This window comes from Bradyrhizobium sp. UFLA05-109 (assembly GCF_054185165.1).
This window is the reverse complement of record NZ_JBBIAR010000001.1, coordinates 82,178-102,294: the sequence shown is the minus strand read 5'-3', so window position 1 is coordinate 102,294 and position 20,117 is coordinate 82,178. Positions and strand designations below refer to the sequence as shown.

Here is a 20,117-nt window from a genome sequence, read left to right as displayed (position 1 = left end):
TCCTACATAATGGGCAATTTAGCATACAAAATTGCTATATATTCCCATTTTCTATGCAAATTGCAAAAATTAACACTGCTCCCAGCAAAAGGAGCAGAAGATGGTCCGATTCGTCGGGGTGGAGAACATGTTGCGGCTGGTGCGCTCAATCGGCGTCGAGCCGTACCTGGTCGGTCTTTCGTCCTATATCGAAGAGGACTTCCGCCGCTGGACTGCCTTCGAGAAGACGCCGCGCCTGGCCAGCCATTCGCGCGACGGCGTCATCGAGCTGATGCCAACCAGCGACGGCAGTCTCTACGGTGTCAAATATGTCAATGGTCATCCCAAGAACACGCGGGCCGGACTTCAGACGGTGACGGCGTTCGGCTTCCTGTCTGATGTCGATACCGGCTATCCCCGATTGCTTGCCGAAATGACCATCACGACGGCACTACGAACGGCAGCCACCTCGGCGCTCGCCGCCAAATATCTCGCCCGTGCCGACTCCCGAACAATGGCCATTATCGGGCTGGGGGCGCAGTCAGAGTTTCAGGCACTGGCCTTCAAATCGTTGCTCGGCATGCGCCACCTTCGCGTCTACGACATCGAGGCCGCGGCAACGAGAAAGTTCATCGCCAATCTCGCATCTTTCGGCTTCGAAATTGAAGCCGCCCGAAGCGTGCACGACGCGGTCCGTGGCGCGGACATCATCACGACTGTGACCGCCGATAAACTCAGGGCCACCGTCCTCTCCGACAACATGGTTGGCAGCGGAATCCATATCAACGCGGTCGGGGGCGATTGTCCCGGAAAGACGGAACTGCAGCGAGAAATCCTGCTGCGCGGTGACGTCTTCGTCGAGTTTCCCGAGCAAACGCGAATAGAGGGCGAAATCCAGCAGATGGCCTCGGACTTTCCGGTCACCGAGCTATGGCGGGTGATCGCGGGCGACGTGCGCGGACGAAGCTCGCGCGAGCAGATCACCATTTTCGATTCGGTGGGATTTGCGACCGAGGATTTCTCCGCGCTACGCTTCCTGGACGACCTCGTCGACGGAACAGATTTTTATGACGACATCGATCTGCTCGCCGAACCGGTCGATCCACGCGATCTCTTCGGTTTGTTGTGCGAGCGAAGGGCGCCGATATACGCCAGCCTCGGAGTGCAGTAATGATGCAAAAGCCCTCCGCGCAGGCCCCCGCGAGCGTGGTCATGATCCGTCCACATCAATTCAGTCCGAATCCGGCAACGGCGGCTGACAACGCGTTCCAGGCCGGCGATACCGGGCGCGCACATGCAGCAACTGCCGCAGCCGCCTATCACGAGGTCACCAATGCCGCACAGCGGCTGGAATCCTCCGGGATAACTGTCCATCTGTTTGAGGATGAGGGCATCGCGAGCCCGGATTCCGTCTTCCCCAACAACTGGTTCTCAACTCATGCCGGCGGTCACGTTGCGCTCTATCCAATGTTCTCGCCGACCCGGCGCAACGAGCGACGACACGACATCATCGACATGCTCAAGCATCGCTACCGCGTCCAGGATGTGATCGACTATTCCGGCCTCGAGCAGGACTGCGTCTATCTTGAAGGGACCGGTGCCATGGTGCTCGATCACATCGAGCGTGTCGCCTATGCCGCGCGGTCGAACCGCACCAACGAAGTCGCGCTTGAACGCTTCTGCACCCACTTCAATTTTGAGCCGATGATATTCGACGCCGTTGATAAGGCCGGTCGAGCCATCTACCACACGAACGTATTGATGTGCATTGGGACCGACGTTTGCCTGATCGGGCTTGCCACCATTCGCGACACGGCGAGGCGCGCCGAGGTTGCGGAGAGGCTGGCGAACACGGGTCGCGTCGTCCTCGACCTCAGTCACGATCAACTCAACGAATTCGCGGGAAATGCGATCGAGCTCCAGAGCAAGACTGGCAGGATCCTGGCCCTCTCATCACGTGCCCTGAAGGCCCTGCGGAAGGACCAGATCGCCGCCCTTGAACGCCATATCACGCTGCTTCCGATCGACGTGCCGACGATCGAACTCGCCGGCGGCTCCGTGCGCTGCATGCTCGCTGGCATTCACCTCGCGACCCGGTAAGGTCCGAAGGCGTCCCCCCTCTTCACCTCCCCGTCTATGTATTGATCGGTCCGCACGATTTCCCGCAACCGCGGACGGCAACACCGTTGGCAGTCAGTTGAGCTCGCGGCGGAGTTGGTGCACATGGGACATCTCAATACGAACCGGCATATTGCCCGGGTCTCCGCAAGGCGGTATCGAACGGGTTGATCTTCTGTGCCAGTGCCTCGGCCTCGCGCCTGAGCACCTGGACCACAGTCGGCAAACGCTCCGAATTGAGCCGCTCGATTGTGCTGCCAATACTGATCGCGGCAAGCGGCTGTCGCTCGCGATCAAGGATCGCAACAGCAACACCGGCCATGCCCGGCAGAAGCCCGGTGCCGCGCGCGGCGTAACCGCTCTCCCGCACTCGCTCGATCTCATTGCGGAAGAACACCTCGTCGAACAGGCCGAAATTGAGAAGGCGCGGCAGGTTGAAACGTATCACCTCCTCACGCTCCGCCTCAGGCAGGTGAGCGAGGATGGCCATGCTGCCCTGCCCGACCCCAAGGATCACCTTGCCGCCGATATCGCCGGTGAAAGAGCGGATCGGCACCGGTCCTTCGCAGCGATCGAGGCAGACTGCATCATATCCGCTGCGCACCAGAAGAAAGACCGTATCGCCCAAGGCCGCCGACAGCCGCAATAGGGCCGGCCGGCAAACCTCGCGCAGATTGCCGGGGTTTCCGGCCCGGGCGGCAAGCGCAAAAAACTCGATGCTCAATCGATAATGCTTGCTGCGGGCATCCTGCACGACCAAGCCCTCGTCGATCAGCATGCGAAGCAATCTGTGCGCCGAGGCTGGCGTCAGTCCAGCCGTCTCGGCCGCATTCGTCAACCGCATCCCGTCGCTGCCGCACGCGGCCAGCGCACGCAGCAAGGCGACGGCGCGCGGCAGACTTCCGGAAGGACCAACGCTGGACGGATCATCCATCAGACGAAAATACTCTCTCTATTGTCGCCCTCGAATTATACATACCGGAACAGTCCGTCAGACCCTTGCATATATTGGAATATGGCATTGACATACCGCAGATCAAAGACCTGAATGGGTGAGTAGCGCCCTCGCTCTGGCAGTCCTGCTCCATGCGCGAACCGGTCTTGCGTGTCGAAGATCTTCGGACCGAATTCCGCATTCGTGCCGAATGGTATGCGGCCGTCGATGGCGTGTCCTTCGCGCTCGACCGCAACGAGACGCTGGCCCTGGTCGGCGAGTCCGGCTGCGGAAAATCGGTCACTTCCCTCTCTATAATGGGTCTCGTGCCGCAACCGCATGGTCGCGTGCCGGCGGGCCGCATCCTGCTCGACGGTGTCGATCTGCGAACTCTTGATGAGGCAAAGTTCGAGGCTCTGCGCGGCAATCGCATGGCGATGATCTTTCAGGAGCCGATGACGAGCCTCAATCCGGTGATGAGCATCGGGTCGCAGGTTGCCGAGGCGTTGCGCGTCCATCGCAGCCTGCCGCGGGCAGAGGCCGAGGCGAAGGCGCTCGCGGTTCTCGAAGAGGTGAAAATTCCGTCCGCCAAGCAGCGTTTCCACGATTATCCGCATCAGTTCTCGGGCGGCATGCGCCAGCGCGTGATGATCGCAATGGCGCTCGCGTGCGAGCCAACGCTGCTGCTCGCCGACGAACCGACAACCGCGCTTGACGTCACCATACAGGCACAGGTGCTCGGGTTGCTCGCCGATCTGAAGTCGCGGCACGGCATGGCCATGCTGTTCATCACCCATAATCTTGGCGTCGTTGCCCAGATCGCCGATCGCGTTGCGGTCATGTATGCGGGCCAGATTGTCGAAGAGGCGCCCGTGCGCGACATCTTCGCAATGCCCGCCCATCCCTATACGCGCGCGCTGTTCTCGGCGATTCCGCGCATGGATCGCGCGGAGCAGACGCTCGCCGCCATTCCAGGCCGCGTGCCGCCCCTCACCGACATGCCGAAGGGGTGCCGCTTCGCGCCGCGCTGCCCGTTGCGCCGCGAAGGCTGCGAGACGCCGCAAGTTCTGGCCGCCGCTGCCCCACGGCATCTCGCCCGGTGTCACATCGCAACCAACGCCTTTGCCAGGGAGCTTGCCCGTGCTTGAGGCGACCGGTCGTGTTGTGATGGTCTCCGGCGCTTCGCGCGGGATCGGCCGCGCCGTGGTGGAGCGCCTGGTCGCGGGCGGCCATCACGTCTCGGCCGGCGTGCGCGATACGCGCGGACTGGTCGGATCCGACCGGCTCATGCTGCAGCGCTACGACGCGGAGTCGCTGGCCTCGGCGGAAGCATGGGTTGCGGCGACGATCGAGCGCTTCGGGCGTCTCGACGGCCTCATCAACGCTGCTGGAATCAATCCGGACGCCAATCTGACTGATCCAGACGAAACGGCGCTCGACGCCATGATGCTGATCAACGTCAAGGCTCCGATGCGGCTCATGCGCCTCGCGCTGCCGCACCTCGCCAAGAGCGGCGAAGGACGCGTGATCAACGTCGCCTCGATGTCGGGCAAGCGCGTCCGCAATCCCAATGCCGGTTACGCCATGAGCAAGTTTGCGCTCATCGCGCTGACCCACGCCGTACGGCAATACGGCTGGGACCACGGCATCCGCGCGACTGCGATCTGCCCGAGCTTCGTTGCGACCGACATGACCGCGCATGTTACCAAATGGCCGCGCGAGAAAATGAGCGATCCGCGCGACATCGCCGAACTGATCGCGACGGTCCTGCGACTGCCCAATACCGCGACCATCGCCGAGCTGCTGGTCAATTGCCGGCTGGAGGACATGCTATGAGATTGCAACGCCTGGCGGAGACCGATCGGGCCGCGGTGTCATTCATGCTCGACGGCGCGCCTGTGGCCGCGCTCGAGGGTGACACCCTGCTCACGGCCATTCTCGCACAAGAAGGCTACCTGCGCGCCAGCGAATTCGGCGATGGTCTGCGTGCGGGCTTTTGCCTGATGGGGGCGTGCCAGGATTGTTGGGTGAACGTCGAGGGAGGCGGCCGCGTGCGCGCCTGCACTACCCCAATTGCCGAAGGCATGCGCGTATCCCGCAGGATGGTGCAGCCATGAGCATCGTCATCGTCGGCGCCGGTCCGGCCGGCACGCGCGCGGCAGAGGTTCTTGTCGGCGCAGGCCTGTGTCCAATCGTGATCGACGAAGCGCCGGAGAACGGCGGGCGCATCTATCAGCGCCAGCCCGCCGGGTTCCACCGCACCAAGCGTGCCCTCTACGGCTTCGAGGCTGCGAAGGCACAGGCCATACACGACACCTTCGACCAGTTGCGGTCCTCGATCGATTTTCGGCCACGAACACTCGCATGGAATTTGCGTTCCGGCGTGATCGACACGATCTGCGACGGAAAGGCGAGTGCTGTGCCGTTCGTGCAGACGGTCCTTTGCACTGGTGCGATGGATCGGGTGATCCCGCTCCCAGGTTGGACACTGCCGGGGGTATTCACCCTGGGGGGATCGCAGATTTCACTGAAGGCGCAGGGCTGCGCCATCGGCGCGCGCGTTGCCTTTCTCGGGACTGGGCCCCTGCTTTATCTCGTCGCCTATCAATATGCCCGGGCCGGCGCGCAAATTGCGGCCGTGCTCGACACGACACCGTTCGCCACGAAGGCGAGACAGGCGTTCGGGCTGATGCGCGGCGGCGCAACTTTTGCCAAAGGCCTTTACTACAGCGCCTGGTTGCGGGCGCACGACATCCCCGTCATCGAGGGCGCAACACCGCTCGCGATCGAGGGCGACGGTCGGGTCGAATCGGTGAGCTGGCGCGACGCGCACGGCGGCAAGCACGGGGCGCCAGTCGACGCCGTCGGACTCGGCTTTGGGCTGAAGCCGGAGGCGCAGCTTGCCGATCTCGCCGGCGTGCCGTTCGACTTCGATCCCGTGCAGCACAACTGGCAGCCTCGCAAGGACCGGAGCGGGCGAACATCCGTCGAAGGCGTGTTCCTTGCCGGCGACGGCAGCGGCATTCGCGGCGCCGATCTTGCCGAGGCGGCCGGTGCGCGAGCCGCCTGGGCCGTACTGGCGGCACGCGGTATGGCGGTCGATGCGCGCGCAGTCGCACGCCTCGATACGACGCTGGCAGAAGGTGAAACCTTCCGCGCCGCGTTGGAGCGCGCATTTCCATTTCCAGCAAAGCTTGCCGCAGCCATGGCCGACGATACGATCCTTTGCCGCTGCGAAGTGATCACGGCGGGCGAATTGCGCGCAGCCGCGAACGAAGCCCTCGCGACGCTTCCGCCGTCGGAAGTCAATCGGGCCAAGGCCCTCACCCGCGTCGGCATGGGACGCTGCCAGGGGCGCGTCTGCGGCGCGGCCGCGGCCGAGGTGCTGGCGGCCACGATGTCCTGCCCGGTTGAGCAGGTCGGCCGCCTGCGCGGACAGCCGCCCGTGAAGCCGATCCCCATTCTTCCCGCGGAGGCCGCATGAGCGCGACGTCCACCGACGTGTTGATCGTGGGCGGCGGCGGCGCCGGCTGCTCCACGGCCCTGCATCTTGCAAAGCGCGGCGTGCGCTGCATTCTGCTCGAACGCGGCCAGGTCGGCGGGCAAGCCAGCGGCGTCAATTACGGCGGCGTACGCCAGCAGGGCCGGCATCCGGCCGAATTGCCGCTCGCGCGCCGTTCTCGCGAAATCTGGGCACGGCTTCCGGAACTCATCGGCACCGACTGCGAGTTCGAGGTCACTGGTCATCTCAAGCTTGCGCGCAACCAGGCTGAGGAAGCCGAGCTCATCGCCTATCTCGACGTTGCCAAAGCCAACGGACTCCCATTGATCATGATCGGTGGCAACGCCATCCATCAGCAGTATCCTTGGCTCGGCCCCGATGTCGTGGCTGGCTCGTTCGCGCCCGACGACGGCGCCGCCAACCCCCGTCTGTTGAGCCCGGCTCTCGCACGGACCGCGCGCGATGCAGGTGCCGATATCCGTCAATTCACGTCGGTCAGCAAGCTGGCGCACGACGGCGCTCAGTTCATCGTGACGTCGGGCGAGCAAGAATTTCGTGCCCGGTATCTCGTCAACACAGCCGGCTATTGGGGAGGCGCGGTTGCCGCGGCATTCGGCGAGCAGGTTCCGGTTTCGCCGCTCAACCCGAACATGCTCGTGACCGAGCCCCTGCCCTACTTCATTGCACCCAATCTGGGCGTCGTCGGTGGCGACGTCTATCTCCGTCAGATCCGGCGGGGGAACGTGATCTTGGGCGGCGGTCGCGGACACTCCGATCCGGATGTTCCCTCGTCGCGACCATCCCCCGAGGCAAGCTCCGCGGTGATGGCAAAGGCACTGCAGCTCGTGCCGCAGCTCGCCGGCACACAAGTGATCCGCAGCTGGACCGGCATCGACGGCGAAACGCCGGACGATATTCCGGTCATCGGGCCGAGCCGCACGACGCCTGGCCTGTTTCATGCATTCGGATTCTCCGGTCACGGCTTCCAGCTTGGCCCGGCCATCGGAGCCATCATGAGTGAGCTGGTCCTCGACGGACACACGGATGTCCCGCTCGAGCCGTTCCGTATCGATCGTTTCGCAGAGTCCGGATTGTTCAACCACCAGGGACATAGACATGACGCCTCGCATTACGCTTAGCGCGGCACTTGCAGCCGCTATCTTCATTGCAGCGCCCGCTTCGGCGGCGCCGAAGAGCGATCTGAAAGTCGGCATGGCCGCACAGGACGTCGGCCAGCTCGATCCTCATCGTGCAGTCAGCACCATCGACCGCACCGTGGTTGCCTGGATGTACAACGGACTCGTACGCTTCAGGCCGGGAACCATGGACCCGACGCAGATCGAACCAGATCTCGCGGAGAAGTGGGACTCGAGTGCCGACAAGCTCGACTGGACTTTCCACCTTCGCCACGGCGTCAAGTTTCACGGCGACTTTGGCGAACTGACCGCCGATGACGTTGTGTTCAGTCTTAAGAGAGCCGGCGACGCCAAGACCTCGGCCTTCTCCGCCGACTTCGCCGCGTTCAAGACCATCGAAGCAACGGATCCCGATACGGTCCACATCGTCCTGGCGCGGCAGGTGCCGAGCCTGCTCGGGTTGCTCACCAATTACTCCGGCGGCTACATCGTCAGCCGCAAGGCGGTCGAGAAATATGGCGCGGACTTCACGCGCAATCCGGTCGGCACAGGCCCCTTCGCCTTCGTTTCCGACACCCCAAACCAGTCGCTCGAACTCGCGGCCTTCGACGGTTATTTCAGAGGCAAGCCGAAGCTCGAGCACGTGAGCTATCGCTACATTCCCTCCGATTCATCTCGCGACCTTGCCTTCCAGAACGGCGAGATTGACCTCATATATGGCAAACAGGATCAGGCCTGGATCAACCGCATCCGCACATTGCCGAACTCGATCGTCGACATCTTCGAGCCCGGCGAGCTCGCCAATCTCAATCTCAACATCACGGCGAAGCCCCTCGACGACATCCGCGTGCGGCAGGCGATCGCCTACGCCGTCAACCGGCCGGAACTCGTCAAGTGGCAGGGCACTGACACCGCACGGCCCGGCCAGAGTGTGATTCCGGCAGGCTATCTCGGATTCTCGAAGGATGTTGGTCTCGTCAATACCGACGTCGCAAAGGCCAAGGCGCTGCTCAAGGAGGCGGGCTATCCCGATGGCGTGACGATCAAGATCATCCACACGCAATTGCCGCAGATGCTGGGCAGCATGCAGGTCGTGCAGGCGCAGCTGCGCAAGGCCGGCATCAATCTCGACATCCAGGTCGTTGATCACGCCACCTTCCACCAACAGATCCGCAAGGATCTGAGTCCGATCGTCTACTACGCCGCGGCACGCTTCCCGGTGGCGGACATCTACCTCACCCAGTTCTTCCACTCGGCAAGCATCGTCGGAAAGCCGACGGCGGTCACCAATTTCAGCCACTGTGACGTGGCGGACAAGGAGATCGATGCCGCCAAGACCGAGACCGACACGGAGAAGCAGGTCGCACTCTGGGTGGAGGCCCAGAAGAAGATCGTTGCAGCGGTCTGCGCCGTTCCGCTGGCGGAGGCCTTGCAAATCTGGGCGCATCGCACCGACCTCGACTACGGCTACGAGTTGAAGGCGTCGCTGTCGCTCGGTCCGCTCTTGACCGAAGCCACGCACTTCAAGTGAGGTAAACGCGACCAAGCTAAGGGATCGCCCGGTGATTGGCTTCATCGTCCGAAGATTGCTGGCCTCGATACCGACGCTGCTCGCGGTATTGACGCTCGTCTTTCTTCTGGTGCGCGTGGTCCCCGGCGATCCGGCTATCGCCATCCTGGGCGATCGGGCCACCCCGGAAACGCTCGCGGCCTTGCGCGCCGAACTCGGCCTCGATCGCTGGATCGGCACGCAATATTTCGAATTCCTCGGTCACGCCTTGCGCGGCGATCTCGGCACCAGCATGGTCACACATCGCGCGGTCTGGACCGAGATTGCCGATGCTTTGCCGCACACCATCGTATTGACGCTGGCAGCCATGGCGATCGGCTGCCTGATCGGCATTCCCGCCGGCGTCTGGGCTGCCCTCCACCGCAACGGCCCCATCGACGTACTCACGCGCCTGCTGTCATTGCTCGGGCTGTCTTTTCCCGTTTTTGTTTCGGGCATTTTTCTCCTGATCGTCTTCGCGCTGCAACTTCACCTGTTTCCAGTGATCGGCAATCCGCGGCCGGGCGACTGGATCGATGGCCTGCACAAGCTCGTCCTGCCCGCGACGACCCTCGGCATCGTCATGGCGGCCTATGTCATCCGCGTGACGCGCAGTTCGATGCTGCAGGTTCTCGGCGAGGATTACATCCGCACCGCGCGCGCGAAAGGCGTGCCACGGCGCGTCATCATCTGGCGCCACGGTTTGTCCAACGCCTTGATCCCGGTAGTCACCGTGGTCGGCCTCTATGTCGGCATCCTCATCGGCAATTCAGTGCTCACCGAAATCGTCTTCAATCGACCCGGCCTCGGCAAGGTGATCGTCAGTGCGCTGACCCAGCGCGACTACACCATGTTGCAGGGCATGATGGTGATCTATTGTTTCCTGATCGTGGTGGTGAACCTGATCACCGACATCAGCTATGGCCTCATCGATCCGAGGGTCAAGCAATGACCGATGTGGCCCTTTCTGCACCGCGTTCGCCCTGGCGTGTGATGGCCGGCCGCCTCTTGAGCGACCCTACGACACTCGCCGGCGTCGTTCTCTGCGCGATCGTCGTCATCGGCGCGCTGCTCGCGCCGTGGCTTGCTCCTCGCGATCCCCTCGAACAGAATATTCTCGATCGCCTGGCGGGACCCGGTTCCGACTATCTGCTCGGCGCCGACCAGTTCGGCCGTGACGTGCTGTCACGGCTGCTTTGGGGGGCCCGGGTATCGCTACTGGTGTCTTTTCTCTCCATCGTCGGCGCCATCGTCGTAGGCGGTGCGATCGGCATGATCAGCGGCTATATCGGCGGCCGTTTCGATCTCGTGACCATGCAGGTGATGGATGTTCTCCTGTCGTTTCCGAGCCTGATCCTCGGCATGATCATGGTGGCGCTGCTTGGGTCGAGCGTCACCAATCTCATCATTGCCATTGCGCTAACCGCAATAGCCCCGTTCGCGCGCATTGCGCGAGCCCCGGTCCTCGTGCTCAAGGAACGTGCCTTCATCGAGGCCGGCCGTGCCCTCGGCTTCTCGCACTTACGCATTCTGCTCGTGCATGTGCTGCCCAACATCGTCACCGATCTGTTGGTCATGGGCACGCTCTGGATGGCGACCGCAGTTCGCACCGAGGCCTCGCTGTCCTTTATCGGGCTCGGCGTCAAGCCGCCGACGCCGACCTGGGGCGGCATGATGCGGGACGGATTTGAGAACATTCTCGATTCGGCATGGCTGTGCATATGGCCGGGACTGGCCATTCTTGTCCTGGTGCTAGGACTGAACCTCGTAGGTGACGGCCTTTGCGACGTGACCGATCCGAAAGCGAACGCCCAATGACCGCGTCGCAAGCCCTGCTCGAGGTTCGCGACCTCGCCAAGCATTTCACGGTGACCAAGGGCTTTCCACGTCCGGTCACAACGAAAGTCCGCGCTGTCGACGGGGTCAGCTTCGCAGTTGCGCGTGGCGAGGCGTTCGGTCTCGTCGGCGAGTCCGGCTGCGGCAAGTCGACTGCGGCGCGCGCCGTGCTGCGCCTGATTCCGCCGGATGCCGGCCGCGTACGCTTCGCCGACATCGATGTGACCAGCGCCCATGGATCCATGCTGCAGCGGCTGCGCCGCCGCATGCAGATCGTGTTCCAGGACCCCTATTCGTCGCTCAATCCGCGACGCACGATCGGCGAGGCTCTGACCGAGCCACTTGGCGTGCACGGTCTTGCCCGCGGTCGCGCCGCGCGCGAACGCGCACTCGCATTGCTGGAGGAGGTTGGCCTGCCGCCGTCCGCCTATGACCGCCACCCCCACGAATTTTCCGGGGGGCAGCGTCAGCGGATCGGAATTGCTCGTGCGTTGTCCGTCGAACCCGAACTGATTGTTGCCGACGAGCCGGTCTCCGCACTCGACGTCTCCGTTCAGGCTCAGGTGCTGCTGCTGCTGAAGGACCTGCAGGCACGGCGCGACCTTACATTCGTGTTCGTCAGTCACGATCTTGGTGTCGTGCGGTGGTTCTGCTCGCGCGTCGCGGTGATGTATCTCGGGCGTATTGTGGAGGACGGTTCGGTGGCGCGCGTATTCGGCGCACCACGTCATCCCTACACCCGTATGCTGCGTGATGCTTCGCCAATCCCCGACCCGGGAATACGAGGCACGCTGCCACGTATCATCGGCGAAATTCCATCCGCCGCCAATCCGCCTGCAGGGTGTCACTTTCATCCCCGTTGCCCTCGCGCGTCGGATGTATGCAGGACCGTGTATCCCGAATGGCGAGCTGATGGTGATGGGGGTGTCGCCTGTCATCACCCCGAGACCTGATGGTCGCGGCGGGTGCCTTAGCAAGAGGCTCGCAGCCCGTGCGCACGTTGCGGCGGCTTGCCCGACGCCGCAATCACTCGTCCAGAGCGTCGAGAAACTCCTCGACCTTTCTCAGCGCCCCCTCGCGATCCTTGCTTGTGTAGACAACGCGATCGCCGTCGCGTTGCAACGATCGCGCTCTGGACTTCCGGAGTCGTCCCGGCAGGAAAGTCGCGGCTACCGCCTCCCGTCCGACGTCCAATCTTACGATACCCCGTCGCCTGCAGTCGATCCTGAGCTTTGCAGCGGCAAAGAAATCGCGGGCTGCCGGCGGCAGTTTGCCGAAGCGACGTAGCGTTTCCTCCTCGAGATCCTCCAGTTCGTCCTCACTTCGGCACCTGGCAGCGCGAGCGTATATTTCCAGACGAACCGTCTCTGACTGTATGTAGCCCGGCGGCACCATGTCGACGACCGGAAGGTTTAGGTCAGGCACCCACAGATCGGCAGCCCTGTCGTCGGCCTTCTCCGAGGCCAATTTGAGAAGGTGGCTGTAGAGCACCGGTCCGAACACCTGCAAATGGCCGGACTGCCGCTCCGAAAGCAGGTCCCCTGCCCCTCTCAGGTCGAGATCGCGAGCGCTGATTGCAAAACCCGCTCCAGGTCTGCTGAACTCCTCGAGCACCGCCAACCGCTTCTCGGATCGCTCCGCGTCTGTATCGGTCAGCAAATGCGCAAACGCACGTATCCCGCCGCGCCCAACCCTTCCCCTGAGCTGATGGAGTTGCGCGAGACCAAACCTTTCAGGCCAACAGACCACGATCGTGTTGGCCCGCGGGATATCGAGACCGCTTTCGACAATGTTGGTTGCCAGCAAGACGTCCGCTGCGCCCTCGACGAAGCTCATCATCCGGTCGTCCATTTGGTCGGCGGACAGCTTGCCATGAAGGCAGACTATGCGGAGATCAGGAGCCATCGAATGTACCCGCGCCAGCATCGGATCCAGATCCTGGATACGCGGACAGATCAAGAAGCTTTGCCCATGGCGCCTCTGTTCGCGCAACAGCGCCGCGACAATTGCAGCGTCGGAAAGCGGAGCGATCTTCGTGACGACCGGAAGTCGGTGAACGGGCGGAGAGGCAATAACGCTGAGATCTCTGAAGCCTGCCAAACCTGCCGCGAGCGTCCGCGGGATCGGCGTGGCGCTCATCCAGAGGGTATGGACGCCCTTGGTCAGCGCTGAAAGCTTCGCCTTCTCCGCTGCGCCGAAATGCTGTTCCTCGTCGATAATAACCAAGCCAAGATCAGCGAACTTCACGTGCTTCGAGGTCAGAGCCTGCGTTCCGACCACGATTTTCAATCTTCCGCTCTTGAGATCTTCCTTCGCCGCCCTTGCCTCGGACGTTGACGCGCCGCGAGACAGGCTTCCGACCTCGATATCGAACGGAGCGAAACGCTTGCGGAAGGTCGCGACATGCTGTCTTGCCAAGACGGTCGTCGGTACAGCCATCGCCACCTGCTTCCCGGACAGCACAACGGCAGCCGCCGCCCGCAAAGCCACCTCGGTCTTGCCGAATCCGACGTCACCGCAAATCACTCGGTCCATAGGGTGACCTGAGGCAAGGTCATCCAGGACGTCCCGAATGGCCTTGGACTGGTCTACCGTCGTGAAATAGGGAAAACGCGCAACAAACCTCTCGTAGATCGAACCCGGTGGCACGAGTTTCGCTGCTCGCCGGCGGCGTCGCTGGCTGATGTGTTTTGCAAGCTGCTTGCCGGCAAGCTGAAGCTCCTGCTCCGCCTCGGTGCGCCGCGCCCACCACGTACTTCCGTCGGCCTTGTCCAGAGTCAACTCCCCGAGTTCCGACGCGTAGGGCCAGATCAGGGTCAGGTCGGCTGGCGGAACGAGAGCGGCATCATCTCCTGCGAATGCGAGCCTGATCATCTCACGCGACGATACACCCCCCGTTGCCACCGTCCGCAACCCCTCGAGCAAAGCCAGACCTCGCTGCAGATGGACCACCACCGAGCCCACCTCCGGCACATCAGCGTGGTCGAAGGCAGCATTCCCGGCCCTGGTCATGGGCTGTGGATGATGGGCCCTGCTGCCGAGCACGTCGGACGCCGTCACGACGACAAGAGGTTTCCGGCCGGATTCGACAAATCCAGTATCGAAGTCGGCCAATAGTGCCGCTGCGCGATTGCATCCGGCCGTAGCCTCGCTCCAGTCAGAAAAGCGCTCTGCTTTGACCCCGCTCATCCGCTCCATGGTGCGCAGATCTTCATCCAGCGCTGCAACAAACATGAGCTGCGAACCAGCGCGTCGCGTCTCATCGACAAACGTTCGCAGAGCTTTCCTTGGCGAGGCGACCTTCGAAAAATCCGGCGTGGACGTGAAGCGTGCCTTTTGGGGCAGCACGCGCATACGCCTGGTCGCCGCCTTCCAGTCGCGCCGCCCAAGATATTCGCGCTCCCGGTCCGTACGACCGGCCGCCTCCTCGATCGTGCTCAACCAGCCGTCGGCGTGCGCGGGAACCATGGCATCCGAAATCCACTTGGCTCGCCCGCAGTAATCGAACAGATTGGAGCGTTTGCTGCGCTTATTCCCGTACGCAAGGCGCTCCGACATGGGATCGATGACGAGCTCCTTCGCATCGAATAGAACCTCTTGCTCTACCGGATTGAACGCCGAAATCCGGCGTATCACATGCCCGGAATGCTCCACGCGGAATGGACCAAGTGCCCCGGCGGGAAAAATCTCGAATGTCTTCCCGTGAAACAGCGCGCCGCCGGGGTAGTCCGCCTCGTCATCGAGGTCGTAGCCGAGTGCGTCAAACCGCGACTTGAGGTGATGTTCGGAGAAGCTGGTGCCCACCTTTAGACGCTCAATTAGGCGGGACCAACTCGCCGGCATTGGCAGGCGCTCCATCACAGCCTCTGCCGTGGACACCAGCAGGATCGGCTTCTCGGGCTTGGCAAGGCGCCTCAAGACCGAGCTGCGTCTACCTGCGATCTCGTGCGATGGCTCCAACTGCTCGAACGGCAGCGTATTCAACCGTGGGAAAACAAGCACGTCGCACGAGGGATTGAGTGCATGAATAATGGCACCCAATCGCTCGGCCCTATTCTCGTTCTCAGCGAGAAAGACGAGACCGTTGCGCCCAGATTTCCTCCATTGTGCCAGCAGATGGAGAGCCAGCATGCCAAGCGGCGACGAAGAAGAGATCGCAGTCCGCGGCGCAGGATTTTTTCGCTTCTTTGCGCGGCCGGCGACACGCGCTTTACTTGAACGACCCACGTTGATCCCGTCATTGATTCGCAATCAGCTTGGGCTGATGGCTACGAATTTTCGATCGATCCCATTGAAACGTTCGCCGATTGCCTGGCGCCCGCTCCGGGAGGCACGTTCTGTCACGTGCGCACATTTCCCCGATCGCCCGCCGAACACCGATGTCGACGGCAGGGTCCGAGAGAGCACACGTCGCGGGCAGAGGTTCCCTCAGATTTATCCGACGTTACGAACTGAACCCCGCATGACGATCTTTAGAGGACTCGTTCAGAAGGCCAGCAAGCCGCAGACCTTCCAAAATGCCTTCCAAACGCTGCTCCCGGATCAACGCAGCAAGCATCGAAACGGCGTCCCTCTGATGGACGGTGAAGTGAACGGCAGGCGCCCCCCCAGAAAGGAGATCCAAGAGAGTCGGCCCATCCGCTATGTGATGACGCAAAGTGGAAACAGTGTCCTCTGCAAGGTAGGCAGCCGGATCTCCACTCGATGGCGGATCAAAATCGAAGTCGGATTTCGCGCGTTCATTGATCGATTGTCGTATCAGCCAGCTTTGCTGTTTCGCCGCCATCGACAGCATAAAGACCGCATCGGCGAGCTTCTCCCGCGGCACGCTTCTCAATTGAACAATGCGCGCCTGGATGTCCTTGCCGGAACTATAGTCTCGGTCGTTTCGCTGCTGCACGGACTGGGCATCATGCGCGCGCGAGCTTTTCTTCCGCCTTCGAAACATTGTCGTAGTCTCCGGCGACGATATATCCCGGAGAAACAGTCAAATGGAAGCGCAAAAATGCACACCACGAAATTCGCAATCGTAAAGGCGCAGCTCTACATGCAAGTATCGGCACGGTTTGAGTGAGCGCAGCTCATCTCGAGCCCTGCAGCAGCCTGGCGCGGACATCGGCCTTCAACACCTTGCCAACCTTGGAACGCGGCAGGTCGCTCCAGACCTCGATCTGCTTCGGCGTCTTGACGCTGCCGATGCGGGCTTTGACAAAGGCGGTAACGGCGGCCGCATCGACACTTTGGCCCGGTCTCGGCTGAACCACTGCAACCACGCGCTCGCCCCATTTGGGATCTGGTAAACCGACGACGGCGCAGTCCTGGATAGTCTCGATCGCCCGCAGTGCGTTTTCGACCTCGACGGAATAGACGTTGAAGCCACCGGTGATGATCATGTCCTTGGCGCGATCGACGATATAGAGAAAGTTGTCGATATCGAGGTAGCCGACATCGCCAGTGTGATGCCAGCCATGGACCGAGGCCTCCGCGGTGGCCTCGGGGTTCTTGTAGTATCCGTCCATCACCAGCGACCCCCGCACCACGATCTCGCCGCGCTGCCCGCTTGGCAGGAGATTGCCGTCGCCATCCATGATGCCGACCTGGACGAGCGGGCTCACCCGGCCCGCAGACGGCAGCCGCTCGGTGGCGATCGAACCATCGGCATTGAAATGCTCGCCTGGCGCCATAGTCGAGATCATCATCGGCGCCTCGGTCTGCCCGAACAGCTGCGCCATCGGCCCGATGCGCTGCAGCGCTTCCGCCAGCCGTGAGGCCGAGATCGGCGCCGCGCCGTACCAGAAGCACTGCAGGGAGCCGAGCTCGGCGCTGTCGAGCTGCGGATGATCGAGCAGCATGTAAATCACGGTCGGCGGCAAAAAGGTGTGGGTGACGCGATGACTCCCGATCAGCGCAAGGAATTCGCCGATATCGGGGTGATGCATGATGACGATCCGCCCGCCGAGCGTCATCACTGGGAAGCACAACACGCCTGCGGCATGCGTCAGCGGCGCCAGCGCGAGGTAGGTCGGACGCCCCTTGAACGGATAGCTCATCAATGTCAGCGCCGTCATCGCCTCGATGTTCCGACCCGACAGCATCACCCCCTTCGGTTTACCGGTCGTGCCGCCGGTGCCTGGCAACATGACGAGGTCGTCGACTACTTCGCGCTGAAAATATCCGACCTCATCAGACAGCCAGGCATCGAACGATGCGGCGAACGGCAATACAGCGTCGAGGCACACCATCGCCCGCAGCTTCGGCAGATTGGGGCGGATCTTCTCTACCATCCCGGCGAAGCTGGAATGAAACAACAGCAGGCTGCAGTCGAAGTCGTCGAGGATGATCTGGTTCTCCGCCGCCTCGTTGCGCGGATTGACCGGACACCAGACCGCGCCCGCGCGCGAAATGCCGAACACGCACGCAAACGCGATGGGATCGTTGCCCGACAGGATCGCGACCTTGTCGCCGGCAGCGATACCGGTACGCACGAGGCTGCGCGCGATCCGGTAACTCAACCGCTGTACGTCTGCATAGCTCAGGTCGCGGCCGTCCATGGTCAGGCATGGCGCGTCCGCGCCCAGCGAGGCCCCCTTGTCGAGATAATCGATCAGCCGCATGGCCGCCTCCGCGCGAAGAGAGGCCGGCGCGGACGATGCCGCGCCGGCCGAACCGTCAATTGTGGATGGTGAGGATCGGGTTCATCACCAGGCCGAAGCTACGCAGCTGGCCGAGCAGTTCACGGTGACCGAACGCCTGGCAACCCGACGCGAAGCCGACCCTCTTCGGCGGGGTCTGCAGCAGCGAGAACGCCGCATAGGCCTGCAGCATTCCGGTCTGCTTGTAGTTGCAATTGCCGTGGATCACACAATGCGCGCGGCCAAGCGGCCCGGAAGCATAGACGGAATCAATTGAGGTGTTGATACGCGGATTCTCCCGAGGCGGCATTGCCGCCTGGATGGTCGCGGCGATGTCGGCAAGAGCCTTCTCCTGCTGATCAGGCGGCAGCGGTTTGATTTTCTCCTTGACCATCTGGGTGGTCTGAACCACCCCCTCCATGACGGGGCGCGCGAGTACGCCGCCGAGCACACGACAGTTCGAGACGCGCGGATCGTTCTTGAACCAGACCGGATGCGCGGTACCGCCCCACGGCACGGCAATGGCGGTTTCGTGCTGGCCCGGGACCACGACGTCGGCCCGAGCGGTGACGTCCCATTCGACAAACTTGTTTTGTTCGAGATAGTACCAGTTCGCCTTCAGGATCGTGAAGATCGTCTGGGTTGAGGCGTAGGTCGGGAGGCCCTTCCAGAACACCAGGATGTCGAGCGTATCGAGGCCAGGGTGTTCGAGACAAATGTTGGCGGCGATTTCACCGGTCGTATACATCTGCGCGATGTTCGGTGCGAGCAGCAGGTTTCTTGCCGCAAATTTATCGCCCCAGGTCTCCTGACACTTCAGTACCCAGTCCTGTTCACCGGTCGTATCGCTGTAGTGGCAGCCGGCATTGAGGCAGGCCTCGACGACTTCATTGCCGTATTTGATGAACGGGCCGACCATGTTGCTCACAACCTTCGCGCCCTTGAACAGCTTGGTCAGCGCTTCGACGCTGTGCTCGACCCCGACGACCTCATAGTCAGCGGTCTCGATGCCAGGGATCTTCTCGACCACGGCCTTGACCTTCGCGGCATCGCGGCCGGCGGCGATGAAGGGAATGTTGTATTCCCGCAGATACTCACAGACCAGCCGCCCGGTGTAGCCGGACACGCCATAGACGACGACGGGGCGCTTCTCACTCATGTCGAATCCTCCTGATGATTTCGCGTTTTGACTTGGATCGCAGTTCAGCCGGCCGCGACCTGGCCATGCGTCTCCGTTCCGAGAGGCGATTGCACCTCCCCGGCGACGTCGGTCAGGACGAAACGAGCGGCACTACATGCCCATACCGCCGTCGACCGGCAGCCCGGCTCCCGTGATGAAGCGCGCCTCGTTGGAGCAGAGGAATACGACCGCGTCGGCGATGTCACCGACCTCGCCGAGCCGCCCGAGCGGCGTCTGCTCGATGACCGAGGCAACGGCAGCGTTGGGATCCGGCGCGAGCCCGACCTTCACGATGTCGCCAGCGAGCTGCATGCCCATATCGGTCGGCACCAGGCCCGGATAAAGGCAATTGACTCTCACGCCGTAGCCAAGCTTACCGGCCTCCATGGCCGCAACCCGCGTCATGCGGTCCACGGCTGACTTGGTGCCCGAGTACCCGGCGATGGCCGGAAAAGCTATGGTGGCGGCGACAGAAGCGATGTTGACGATCGCGCCACCTGCCCCGGCCGCGCCGCCCGGACGCATCGCGCGGAACGCGTGCTTCATGCCGAGGCCGACCCCGACGATGTTCACATCGCACATGCGACGCAGATCCTCGGCCCGTAGATCGATGACAAGCGACGTGATCTCGATCCCGGCATTGTTGATGAGGATGTCGTAGCCGCCGAGCGTGGAAACGGTGGTTGCTACCGCCCTTTCCCATTGCTGATCATCGGTGACGTCGAGCTTCACAAATCCGGTCTTCGTGCCTGATTTTGCGATCGTCCCGGCCGTGTCCTTGCCGACATCCTCGAGGATATCGGCGATCATGATTGCCGCGCCCGCATTTGCCAGAGCCTGTGCAATCGCCGCGCCGATCCCCCGCGCGCCTCCGGTCACCAGGGCTTTCTTGCCCACAAGTGTCTTCCCACTCATGACGTCTCCTCCGTTGCTCGTTTTGATTGAAGGCGGCGGATCGCCGCGCGGGTCTGGACGACGCTATCTCTGCCGCGCCAGTTCCCGGGGCAGCAGACAATCAATGAGGCGGCTCGCTTCCGCTTCTCCTCCGCTGTTGTCGTCTTCGACGTTCTTTTACGGTTGTCAAAACCGATTTTGACAAGTGTTTAATCGTACCTTGACGATTGTCAAGATAATCCTTGACGATTGTCAAAATTCTTGGTGCAGGTAGAGTCGACCGTGTCTGAAGGAGGCGAGAATCGTCTTCGCTTCCTGCGACGGCAGAGCAAGACGAGGAATGGACGTCGATGGCGC

The 20,117-nt window shown here is 62.4% G+C and carries 17 protein-coding genes; 11 read left to right on the top strand and 6 right to left on the bottom strand.

What is annotated here, in order from left to right; all coding sequences use genetic code 11:
• Window positions 1–100: 100 nt before the first annotated feature.
• Together Q3C01_RS00465 and ctlX are read left to right on the top strand one after the other, a co-directional pair.
• Entirely contained in the window at window positions 101–1,150 is a 1,050-nt protein-coding gene (locus Q3C01_RS00465; RefSeq protein WP_458142996.1) for an ornithine cyclodeaminase, read from the top strand.
• Window positions 1,151–1,152: 2 nt separating this feature from the next.
• Window positions 1,153–2,079, top strand: coding sequence for a citrulline utilization hydrolase CtlX (gene ctlX / locus Q3C01_RS00460; RefSeq protein ID WP_458143203.1), 927 nt, complete (start codon window positions 1,153–1,155; stop codon window positions 2,077–2,079).
• A gap of 133 nt (window positions 2,080–2,212) precedes the next feature.
• Here ctlX and Q3C01_RS00455 read toward each other — a convergent pair whose 3' ends face one another.
• The gene (locus tag Q3C01_RS00455) at window positions 2,213–3,031 is read right to left on the bottom strand and encodes an IclR family transcriptional regulator (RefSeq protein WP_458142994.1); all 819 of its coding nucleotides are present in this window, start codon (window positions 3,029–3,031) and stop codon (window positions 2,213–2,215) included.
• A 152-nt stretch (window positions 3,032–3,183) separates the two neighbouring features.
• Between Q3C01_RS00455 and Q3C01_RS00450 the strand changes: the two genes are divergently transcribed.
• From Q3C01_RS00450 to Q3C01_RS00410, 9 genes are read left to right on the top strand one after another with little or no spacing between them, the layout of a single operon-like run.
• Window positions 3,184–4,179, top strand: a complete 996-nt coding sequence (locus tag Q3C01_RS00450; RefSeq protein WP_458142993.1) for an ABC transporter ATP-binding protein — start codon at window positions 3,184–3,186, stop codon at window positions 4,177–4,179.
• Window positions 4,172–4,867 carry an SDR family NAD(P)-dependent oxidoreductase gene (locus tag Q3C01_RS00445; protein ID WP_458142991.1) on the top strand — a complete coding sequence of 232 codons (696 nt, stop codon included), beginning with the start codon at window positions 4,172–4,174 and terminating at the stop codon, window positions 4,865–4,867. The genes Q3C01_RS00450 and Q3C01_RS00445 overlap by 8 nt, the downstream gene beginning before the upstream one ends.
• A complete protein-coding gene (locus Q3C01_RS00440; RefSeq protein ID WP_458142989.1) occupies window positions 4,864–5,148 on the top strand; it encodes a (2Fe-2S)-binding protein in 285 nt (94 codons plus the stop codon). The genes Q3C01_RS00445 and Q3C01_RS00440 overlap by 4 nt, the downstream gene beginning before the upstream one ends.
• Entirely contained in the window at window positions 5,145–6,515 is a 1,371-nt protein-coding gene (locus tag Q3C01_RS00435; RefSeq protein WP_458142988.1) for an FAD/NAD(P)-dependent oxidoreductase, read from the top strand. The genes Q3C01_RS00440 and Q3C01_RS00435 overlap by 4 nt, the downstream gene beginning before the upstream one ends.
• Window positions 6,512–7,672, top strand: a complete 1,161-nt coding sequence (locus Q3C01_RS00430) for an NAD(P)/FAD-dependent oxidoreductase (RefSeq protein WP_458142986.1) — start codon at window positions 6,512–6,514, stop codon at window positions 7,670–7,672. The genes Q3C01_RS00435 and Q3C01_RS00430 overlap by 4 nt, the downstream gene beginning before the upstream one ends.
• A complete protein-coding gene (locus tag Q3C01_RS00425; protein ID WP_458142985.1) occupies window positions 7,650–9,200 on the top strand; it encodes an ABC transporter substrate-binding protein in 1,551 nt (516 codons plus the stop codon). The genes Q3C01_RS00430 and Q3C01_RS00425 overlap by 23 nt, the downstream gene beginning before the upstream one ends.
• Window positions 9,201–9,231: 31 nt before the next feature.
• Window positions 9,232–10,170 carry an ABC transporter permease gene (locus Q3C01_RS00420; RefSeq protein ID WP_458142984.1) on the top strand — a complete coding sequence of 313 codons (939 nt, stop codon included), beginning with the start codon at window positions 9,232–9,234 and terminating at the stop codon, window positions 10,168–10,170.
• Window positions 10,167–11,036, top strand: a complete 870-nt coding sequence (locus Q3C01_RS00415; RefSeq protein ID WP_458142983.1) for an ABC transporter permease — start codon at window positions 10,167–10,169, stop codon at window positions 11,034–11,036. Before Q3C01_RS00420 ends, Q3C01_RS00415 begins: the two co-directional genes overlap by 4 nt.
• Window positions 11,033–12,007: an ABC transporter ATP-binding protein gene (locus Q3C01_RS00410; protein WP_458142981.1), complete on the top strand. Its 975-nt coding sequence runs from the start codon at window positions 11,033–11,035 to the stop codon at window positions 12,005–12,007. Before Q3C01_RS00415 ends, Q3C01_RS00410 begins: the two co-directional genes overlap by 4 nt.
• Window positions 12,008–12,080: 73 nt before the next feature.
• Here the strand turns inward: Q3C01_RS00410 and Q3C01_RS00405 are convergent, their stop codons facing one another.
• From Q3C01_RS00405 to Q3C01_RS00385, 5 genes are all read right to left on the bottom strand, one after another.
• Window positions 12,081–15,185: a DEAD/DEAH box helicase gene (locus Q3C01_RS00405; RefSeq protein ID WP_458143202.1), complete on the bottom strand. Its 3,105-nt coding sequence runs from the start codon at window positions 15,183–15,185 to the stop codon at window positions 12,081–12,083.
• Between the two features lie 313 nt (window positions 15,186–15,498).
• Complete coding sequence (locus Q3C01_RS00400) at window positions 15,499–16,002, bottom strand: hypothetical protein (protein ID WP_458142980.1); 504 nt, start codon at window positions 16,000–16,002, stop codon at window positions 15,499–15,501.
• 133 nt (window positions 16,003–16,135) lie between these two features.
• Window positions 16,136–17,668, bottom strand: a complete 1,533-nt coding sequence (locus tag Q3C01_RS00395; protein WP_458142979.1) for an AMP-binding protein — start codon at window positions 17,666–17,668, stop codon at window positions 16,136–16,138.
• Between the two features lie 55 nt (window positions 17,669–17,723).
• Window positions 17,724–18,845, bottom strand: coding sequence for a DUF5938 domain-containing protein (locus tag Q3C01_RS00390; protein ID WP_458142977.1), 1,122 nt, complete (start codon window positions 18,843–18,845; stop codon window positions 17,724–17,726).
• Window positions 18,846–18,977: 132 nt separating this feature from the next.
• The gene (locus Q3C01_RS00385; RefSeq protein ID WP_458142975.1) at window positions 18,978–19,781 is read right to left on the bottom strand and encodes an SDR family NAD(P)-dependent oxidoreductase; all 804 of its coding nucleotides are present in this window, start codon (window positions 19,779–19,781) and stop codon (window positions 18,978–18,980) included.
• Between the last annotated feature and the right edge of the window lie 336 nt (window positions 19,782–20,117).